The sequence below is a fragment of the Chamaesiphon sp. OTE_8_metabat_110 genome, from assembly GCF_031382685.1.
In the GTDB taxonomy this organism is placed as follows: domain Bacteria; phylum Cyanobacteriota; class Cyanobacteriia; order Cyanobacteriales; family Chamaesiphonaceae; genus Chamaesiphon.
Genome location: NZ_JANMZA010000536.1, coordinates 1 through 7,866 on the forward strand (window position 1 = coordinate 1; position 7,866 = coordinate 7,866).

Sequence of the window (7,866 nt, forward strand, 5' to 3'; positions counted from 1 at the left end):
AGTGGGTCAAGTACACTAGTCAGATAAGCGAGCTTTTCGGGGGAAGCTTCCCCCGAAAACGTCGCGTAAGAACACCAAGTTTTCCCCACTCTAATTTCGACTAATCTCATTGTGATGCAGGGGATTGTCTTTGTGCCAGCAATCGGGGAACCCGATTAGTGACAAGTTAAGCTTCGACCTGCCAAGGCAGCGCTTCGCTATCGCAAGTTTCAAGCAGGTTTGACGATTTATCAATCGACCAATCCATCACATGTCTAGCGATCGAGAACCTTTGTACTTCGATCGAGTCAGAAAAACTCAAACTCCACATTTAGCTTGTTCATCTCAAACAACCACTAACCTTAACTTGTCAGGAATGGGGGAACCCGACGGTTTTGCGGCGTTTTTATTCGGGGGTTCCCCCCGAATAAAAAAACGACAAGACAGCGAGACAAGAAAGGGGGGATTCTCTAGGGTTTGCAAGTGCTAATCTATACTTTTTAAACATTCTTTTAGCGCCCCTGCTGACTAGCGCTCACATCATCAATGACTCAATCTCCAAATATTGGCAACTGCTGTGCTATGATTGGAAGGCTGTGGGTCAATAATCCAACTCACCAATATTACCAGCTAAACTGCTTCAACATGATTAAAATTCGGCTCAAAAGATTTGGTAAAAAGCGGGAAGCTAGCTACCGTCTAGTAGCAATGCAAAGTACGAGCAGACGCGATGGTCGCCCACTCGAAGAACTAGGCTTTTACAACCCCAGAACTGACGAAGTTCGCCTTGATACCGAAGCGATTCTCAAAAGACTCCAACAAGGCGCTCAGCCCACCGATACCGTCCGCCGGATTTTAGAAAAAGCGAACGTGCTCGAACAAAAAGGTATCAAAGCAACGTGACATTTTCGACCCCTCAACCTAATTTGCCGGACTACGAGCAACTAGTCAAATTTTTGTTCCAACCGTTTTTGAGCGCACCGGACGCCCTGAGCATCGATTGTGAATATACGATCGAGCGTCAGCGAGTCTGGATTCGGGTAGCGATCGCCAGTGCCGACCAAGGCAGTGCGTTTGGTCGAGGTGGCCGAAATATTCAGGCAGTGCGGACGATTTTACAAGCAGCCGCCACCGCAGTCGGTCAATCCAGCCACCTCGATGTTTATGGGAGTAGTAGCTCTAAATATCGCGACTCAGACGAGCAGCAGGAGCATTCTGCCAGCAGCATTCCAGAAGAGAATCGTCCGCCCCGGATCAAGCCCACTCGCAAATCGGCAGACGGTGAAGAACGGCGCAGTAGCAGTAATGATAGTTCTAGCGTTCCGCCACCGCGTCCGCGTCGCTAGCACCCGATGGCGCTTGCCGTTACCATTTCCGCAGACCAGATCTTTTTCCGGTATTTAAATCAAAGTTGAAAAGGGACAATTTCTGAAATTGTCCCTTTTTCACAAGCATCCGATCTCATCTTGCACCAGCGACAAATAGGGAAGCTCAGCACTATTCCCTATTCCCTATTCACACTTCGGCTGTCGCTCAGTGCAAGCTATCCACTATTCCTTATCCCCTATCCCCTATCCCCTCGTTTAGCTCACCCCATTGTGACTTGCTGAGTGGCAATTAAAGCGGCTAAACCGATCGAGCCACGTTGGGCACCTGGATAATTAGACATCCCCAGCAAAATGCGATCGCATCCCCGCTGGTGGCGATAGAAGCGTGGCGAAGCATTGATATAGACGCAAGCACTATTAATCCCAGCCACGAATTGCTGGGATTCTAAATATGAGTCGGTCACGATACAATCAGCGTGACCGCTGCTGTAGCGGTCGATCGTCGCGATCGCCTCATCGACATTTTGAACGGACTTAAAGGCAATATTTTTACGCAGATAGGGCTGGTACCACTCGTCATCGTGGGCTAGCCGTAAGTACTCGCTATAGTTGGCTACTAATTCTCGATCGCCGTAAAGTTGAAAACCCCGATCTTTTAAGCTTTTCCAGAGTGTCGTCAAGGATGTCAAAGATCTGTCGGTATGGATCAACACTTTCTCGATCGCATTAACAGCATCTGGTTCGCCGATATGACTGTCGCAAATTGCGTGCCGGACTAGCTCTAAATTCCCATTGGCACCCCAATACAAATAGCAATTCCCGATCGCTGCTGGCAAGATCGAGACGGTTGCCTGTTGCGTTACCTGATGGATCAAACTCGGTCTACCGTAGCAGATAGCTAGATTAACTTGCTGAGTATGTGCTAGTAGCTCGTATAACAGTCGCGGATTGGGGTCGATGATTTGAATGGCATCGGGGGAGACAGCGGATTGTTCTAGCCCCTTTCTGAGCGCCATCGCGATCGCCAGATTGGTATGTTGAGTCTCGGCACCGCCTCGGAGAACGATACTATTTCCTGTTTTGATGCTCATCCCAGCAGCAATTGCCCCCAACTCCGGTAAGGCTTCGTAGATAAAAGCGATCGTCCCGAGCGGTTTAACTTGGCTATAGCTATGCCGATCTCCTGCTTGTGCGCCCGGATCGGGATTGCCATAGATCGACGACAGTTCGCCCAGCCGATACAATAAATCGATGTACCGCCCCAGTCGTTCGGGAGTGAGTTTGAGCCAATCGAGGAGCAGATCGGCGATCCCTAATTCGCGACTTGCCTCCAGATCGAGAGTATTGGCTTCAAGGATATCTTGAAATGCCGATCGCAAGGCAGTCGCCATCGATCCGATCGCTTGTTCGCGCTGCTTACTGCTAGTCAAAGCCAGATGTTGTCCGGCGTGGTTTGACTGCGCTAGGATGCTAGCTAAGCTGAGGTTGGCATTCGCATGTTCCATAAAAGAGGTGTTTAACCTTGGTCGAATAACCAGAGCGTAATGACGATAAGGACGATAATAGCGATCGCTATTGATATTACAAGATTGAGGAGCGGACTAGTCAGGATCGCTCGACAATATAGTTGCAATAGTAACAGCACTAGCCCGATCGCGCCTAGTGTTTGCATCCAAATTGCCCAACTCTCATGCCGAGATGCCCAAAAAGAGTCTTTTGGTAACGATCTGAGCACTTTGAGCCGTTTGCCGTTCCAATAATAGCGGCGCTTGTAGGGATAAGTAGCTGCTAATTCTTCGACCGTCAAACCATCGGCTTGCAGGACAAAGAGGCGATGGCAGCGATCGCAGCCAAAGGCTTCCGTCAGGACGATATGTTGCAGTTTGCCATGCAGATGGCACGGGCAAGGATATTCTTGGTCTAAATGAATCTTGTGGTGAGGAGGTGTCACAATATCTTTTTTTAGTCCGTCTCGATCGAGCGGTGGTAATGACACAAAAATAACTAATGCTATGTTCATAGCATATAAAAAAGTCTCCCGAATTGGGAGACTTCTTTACAATCAATCTAATTTTACAGATATATTTTGGATATCCAAGCGGGAGACGCGATTCGAACGCGCGACATCAACCTTGGCAAGGTTGCGCTCTACCACTGAGCTACACCCGCATCAGGTGTTTTAATCACATCTACTATACTCGCATGAGTTTGAGCGATTGTCAACATCTGGGTCGAAAATTAGATGGGAGATGGGAGATGGGAGGTGGGAGATGGGAGATGGAAGATGGGTGTGGGGGAATTTTAGATGAAAACGGTATCAAACACGATCGAGTGCGTCGCTACTCGATTTTTTGCAAGCCGACAATTTTGGGATCGATAATTTTCTGACCGAGATTGGGAAATTTAATCGCGACAGATTGCTTGTTGCCAGTACCGAAAACATGTGAAATTTGACCAACCCCAAAGCTGCGATGAATGACGCGATCGCCAACGCGCCAGCCAGTTGTTTGATTAGTAGCGTTGCCGACGGTTTTCGGCTCTTTAGCGGCAGTTCTAGTACTCATTTGAGCTGAAGATTTACCCCGAAGATTGGTATTGAGTAATTCTGGTGGAAGTTCGCCGATAAATTGCGATCGAATTGCGGGTTCTCGGGAGCCGTATAAGCGGCGTTCGCGGGCGTGGGAGAGATACAACATTTCTTGAGCGCGGGTGATGCCGACATAACACAGGCGGCGTTCTTCTTCGACAGCCATCGGATCGTTGAGCGATCGAAAACTGGGGAATAATCCGGCTTCTAATCCGACTAAAAAGACGATCGGAAATTCCAGTCCCTTAGAAGCATGTAATGTCATCAAGGAGACGGCTTCTTTACCTTCTTGGAGATTGTCTAAATCCGAACTTAGTGCCGCACTACCTAAATAGGCTTCGAGTGTAGGCGTCTCATTTTCCTCTTGAAATTGAATCGTCGCGTTGACTAATTCTTGAATGTTTTGAATCCGTTCTAGCGCTTCATCCGTTCCTTGCGTTTGGAGTTCGTGGACGTAGCCAGTATCTTCGATAATTCCGGTGACGATCTCGACAACCGGACGAGTTTCAGCTTCGCTGCGCCACTTATTAATAATCTCGGCAAAAGTTAGCACGCCTTTAGACGATCGTCCGGCGACTGTTTTGACGGAAGTATCATCATTGAGGATTTCCCACAAGGGAACGCCTAATTGATGAGCGGCATTTTGGAGATTGTCGATTGTTATTTGTCCGACACCTCTTCGGGGTGTATTAATGACTCTGAGCAAGCTAACTGTATCGCTAGGATTGGCAATTGCCCGGAGATAAGCAATCATATCCTTGACTTCCCGCCGATCGTAGAACTTTAGTCCACCGACAATTGTATATGGAATTTGCGAGCGCACAAAGGCATCCTCGATCGGTCGGGATTGAGCGTTGGTACGGTATAGAGCTGCAAAATTACCATAGTTGAGTTCGGGATTTTCGCGAACTAGTTTCCGGATTTGACCGACGACAAATTCCGCTTCATCGATTTCGTTATCTGCTTTATATAGAAAGATTGGTTCGCCTTCACCACGCGTCGCGATCAGAACTTTATCGATCCGCTGGGTATTATGTTGAATCAGATGATTGGCAGCGGCTAAAATATTCTCACGCGATCGATAGTTTTCTTCCAATTTCACCATCGTTTCGGTGCGATCGTCTGGCATACTATCGCCAAAGTCATCCTGAAAATTCATCAGAATCGTGAAATCTGCCGCCCGAAATGAATAAATAGATTGATCGGCATCACCTACCACAAAGATCGATCGATGCTCCCAAGCATCGAAGGTTTTGCTATCGACACCATTAGTAACTAGTAGCTGAATCAGATCGTATTGAGTCCGATTTGTATCCTGATACTCATCGACTAAGATATGTCTAAATTTGCGGTGCCAATAATCTAAGACTTGAGCATTCTGACGAAATAGCTGAACGGGCACTAATAATAGATCGTCAAAATCGAGCGCATTATTCGCGCACAAAGCATCTTGATAATGCTTGTAAACATCAGCAATCACCCGCCCCCGGTAATCATTTTGCTCTCTACTATATTCATCAGGTGATAAGCCTTGATTTTTGGCAGTACTAATCGCATATCGCACCGCACGCGGCTCGAATTTCTTGTCATCTAAATCCAACTGCTTGATGACAATTTGCTTTACTAATCCCTGACAGTCAGCATCATCGAAGATCGAAAAGCTCTTATTCCAAGTCCGGCCCTTTTCGTCCTGATATTTCTCAATATCAAATCGCAAAACTTTACTAAATAACCCGTGAAATGTTCCAATCCAGAGGTCTTTAATAATCGTCTTGTAAACATGCGATCGAAGTTGAGTCTGCTGGTACTCATCCAATGCCCCCCAAGCCTTGCCAAATTTAAATTCTGCTTGTTGCTGGGCGAATAATAGCTCGATTCTCGATCGCATTTCTTTGGCAGCTTTATTAGTAAAGGTAACTGCTAAAATATGTGATGGATCGACGCGATGGGTACGAATGAGGTTGGCAATTCGATAGGTGAGGGCGCGAGTTTTGCCACTTCCGGCTCCAGCAACTACGAGTAAGGCTCCACAATAATGCTCGACGGAACGCCGTTGGGATGGGTTGAGATGAGCGAGAAAGTCGGTATTAGCCATTGTGGAGTGAGGAGATGTTGGGGGATTTTTGGTGTGCTGCGGAGATCTACCCACCCCGAATCAGCCTTGCGGCTGATTCGCCCCTCCGAGGGGGGGATTTACCCCTAGCCCCTTTAATAAGGGGTAGAAAATCCCCTCCTCGGAGCGAAAAGTGCGGTCTTGAGGTTTCCCCAAGTAGAGCACCTTTTCAAGACAGGGGTGCCCGTAGGGTGGGGTGGGTGGATCTCCGCTGCTAATCAGTCTGGGTTTCGGACAATTCTAGGATCTATTCACTTAATCTTAAAGACAACGGAAAGATTATTAGCAGGCATCGAATAGACTTGTTGAAGTGCTAAGTTGTGACTTTGAGCAACTGTAGTTATTTCTGCTAAATCTCGGATGCCCCATGCTGAATTTTGACTTCTCAGACTTTCATCAAAAGCAGCATTGCTGGGAGCTGTATGGACTCCACCCTGCTTGAAGGGGCCGTATAAGTACAAGATACCACCGATCGGGAGGATACGCTTTGCGCCAGCGAATAGCCCCAGATAAGCAGATTTGGGGGCGATATGAATCATGTTGATATTTACAATTGCCGTAATTGGCTCTTTTGATTCTACCAACCATTCGGAACTACTAGCATCGAGATCGATCGGGGGACATAGATTATCGCACGGCGCGAACCTTTGCCATGCGGTGATACTCGCTCTGGCATCGGGGTTTGGATCTGAGGGTAGCCAATAGCGCGGCGCGAGTTGGGGAGCCATAAACACCGCATGTTCGCCAGTACCGCTGGAAATTTCGAGCATTGTACCCGTCGGCGGTAAGACTTGCTGCAAAATTTCGAGAATTGGTGCGCGATTGCGTTCGGTGGCAGGTGCATAGCGTCTACGATCGAGAGAGTTATCCATTGGTATCGATCGATTGGGATTTCTCTAGTTTAGTGCAAGCCAACGACTGGAAGTCGTGGCTCGTAGTGCAAAGTCCGCGAACGCGGACTAGTTAATCAGTCCGCGTTCGCGAAGCGTCTCGCAGAGAAGGCGGACTTTGCATCACTAGCGGCGGTTTCTAACCGCTGTGATGAGAATATTTCTTTAAGGATCGGGAACCTCGACATTTATTTTAGGATTCCCACCAAAACGGCGAATCGTAGGAGCGTTAGAATAAATAGACTATAGATCTTAATTATCAGGATTGCTATAGGCTCGATTTTCGACTGCAAGGATCCTTAAACTCAGTATGGTTAACACTTCCGCCCCCAAAAAGCTCGCCAAAGTAGAACACTTAAAGACAGATAGTAACTATCTGCGGGAACCCGTTGCCAGCGAGCTACTTCTCGATACAAATTATTTCACTGAAGACGCAATTCAGATCCTCAAGTTTCACGGATCTTACCAGCAAGATAATCGCGACAATCGCGTCAAAGGTTCCGAAAAAGATTATCAGATGATGCTCCGCACCCGCAATCCAGGCGGATTTATCCCACCCCAATTGTATCTGGCACTCGATCGATTGGCGAGTGACTATGGCAACGAAACCATCCGCGCGACTACCCGCCAGGGTTTTCAGATGCATGGCATTCTCAAGCAAAACCTCAAACCAGCCATTGCGGCGATCGTCCAGAACATGGGTTCTACTCTCGGTGCTTGTGGCGACTTGAACCGCAACGTGATGGCACCCCCAGCACCCTTCAAAAACAAGCCAGAGTATAGATACGCCCTAACGTACGCCGATCGGATTGCCGATCTGCTCACGCCCCAGTCAGGTGCGTATTACGAGGTGTGGTTGGATGGAGAAAATGTCATTACTGGCGAACCCGCACCGGAAGTCAAAGCGGCATTATCACACGATACCAACCATACAATTTTTCCTGGAGATCTAGAGCCGCTGTATGGTAC

The 7,866-nt window shown here is 48.0% G+C and carries 6 protein-coding genes, 1 tRNA gene and 1 pseudogene; 3 read left to right on the top strand and 5 right to left on the bottom strand.

Annotation, left to right across the window (positions count from 1 at the left end):
• The first annotated feature begins 624 nt into the window (after positions 1-624).
• Both rpsP and RMO52_RS19500 read left to right on the top strand, forming a co-directional pair.
• The gene (rpsP, locus tag RMO52_RS19495) at positions 625-882 is read left to right on the top strand and encodes a 30S ribosomal protein S16 (RefSeq protein ID WP_309741252.1); all 258 of its coding nucleotides are present in this window, start codon (positions 625-627) and stop codon (positions 880-882) included.
• The gene (locus tag RMO52_RS19500; protein ID WP_309741248.1) at positions 879-1,325 is read left to right on the top strand and encodes a KH domain-containing protein; all 447 of its coding nucleotides are present in this window, start codon (positions 879-881) and stop codon (positions 1,323-1,325) included. The genes rpsP and RMO52_RS19500 overlap by 4 nt, the downstream gene beginning before the upstream one ends.
• 242 nt (positions 1,326-1,567) lie before the next feature.
• Here the strand turns inward: RMO52_RS19500 and RMO52_RS19505 are convergent, their stop codons facing one another.
• The 5 genes from RMO52_RS19505 to RMO52_RS19525 form a co-directional block, all read right to left on the bottom strand.
• Positions 1,568-2,812: a gamma-glutamyl-phosphate reductase gene (locus tag RMO52_RS19505; RefSeq protein WP_309741246.1), complete on the bottom strand. Its 1,245-nt coding sequence runs from the start codon at positions 2,810-2,812 to the stop codon at positions 1,568-1,570.
• A gap of 11 nt (positions 2,813-2,823) precedes the next feature.
• Positions 2,824-3,327, bottom strand: a complete 504-nt coding sequence (locus RMO52_RS19510) for a hypothetical protein (RefSeq protein WP_310417565.1) — start codon at positions 3,325-3,327, stop codon at positions 2,824-2,826.
• 77 nt (positions 3,328-3,404) lie between these two features.
• A tRNA-Gly gene (locus RMO52_RS19515) sits at positions 3,405-3,476 on the bottom strand.
• Positions 3,477-3,646: 170 nt separating this feature from the next.
• Positions 3,647-5,989 carry a DNA helicase PcrA gene (pcrA, locus tag RMO52_RS19520; RefSeq protein WP_310417567.1) on the bottom strand — a complete coding sequence of 781 codons (2,343 nt, stop codon included), beginning with the start codon at positions 5,987-5,989 and terminating at the stop codon, positions 3,647-3,649.
• Positions 5,990-6,258: 269 nt separating this feature from the next.
• Positions 6,259-6,879, bottom strand: a complete 621-nt coding sequence (locus tag RMO52_RS19525) for a DUF938 domain-containing protein (protein ID WP_310417570.1) — start codon at positions 6,877-6,879, stop codon at positions 6,259-6,261.
• A 328-nt stretch (positions 6,880-7,207) separates the two neighbouring features.
• Between RMO52_RS19525 and RMO52_RS19530 the strand changes: the two are divergent.
• A pseudogene (locus RMO52_RS19530) lies at positions 7,208-7,866 on the top strand (sulfite reductase, ferredoxin dependent); the annotation flags it as partial.

Excerpts from the sequence above, each read along its gene's own strand:
- rpsP (WP_309741252.1), top strand. The coding sequence starts at position 625 with ATGATTAAAATTCGGCTCAAAAGATTTGGTAAAAAGCGGGAAGCTAGC.
- RMO52_RS19505 (WP_309741246.1), bottom strand. The coding sequence starts at position 2,812 with ATGGAACATGCGAATGCCAACCTCAGCTTAGCTAGCATCCTAGCGCAG.
- RMO52_RS19510 (WP_310417565.1), bottom strand. The coding sequence starts at position 3,327 with ATGAACATAGCATTAGTTATTTTTGTGTCATTACCACCGCTCGATCGA.
- pcrA (WP_310417567.1), bottom strand. The coding sequence starts at position 5,989 with ATGGCTAATACCGACTTTCTCGCTCATCTCAACCCATCCCAACGGCGT.
- RMO52_RS19525 (WP_310417570.1), bottom strand. The coding sequence starts at position 6,879 with ATGGATAACTCTCTCGATCGTAGACGCTATGCACCTGCCACCGAACGC.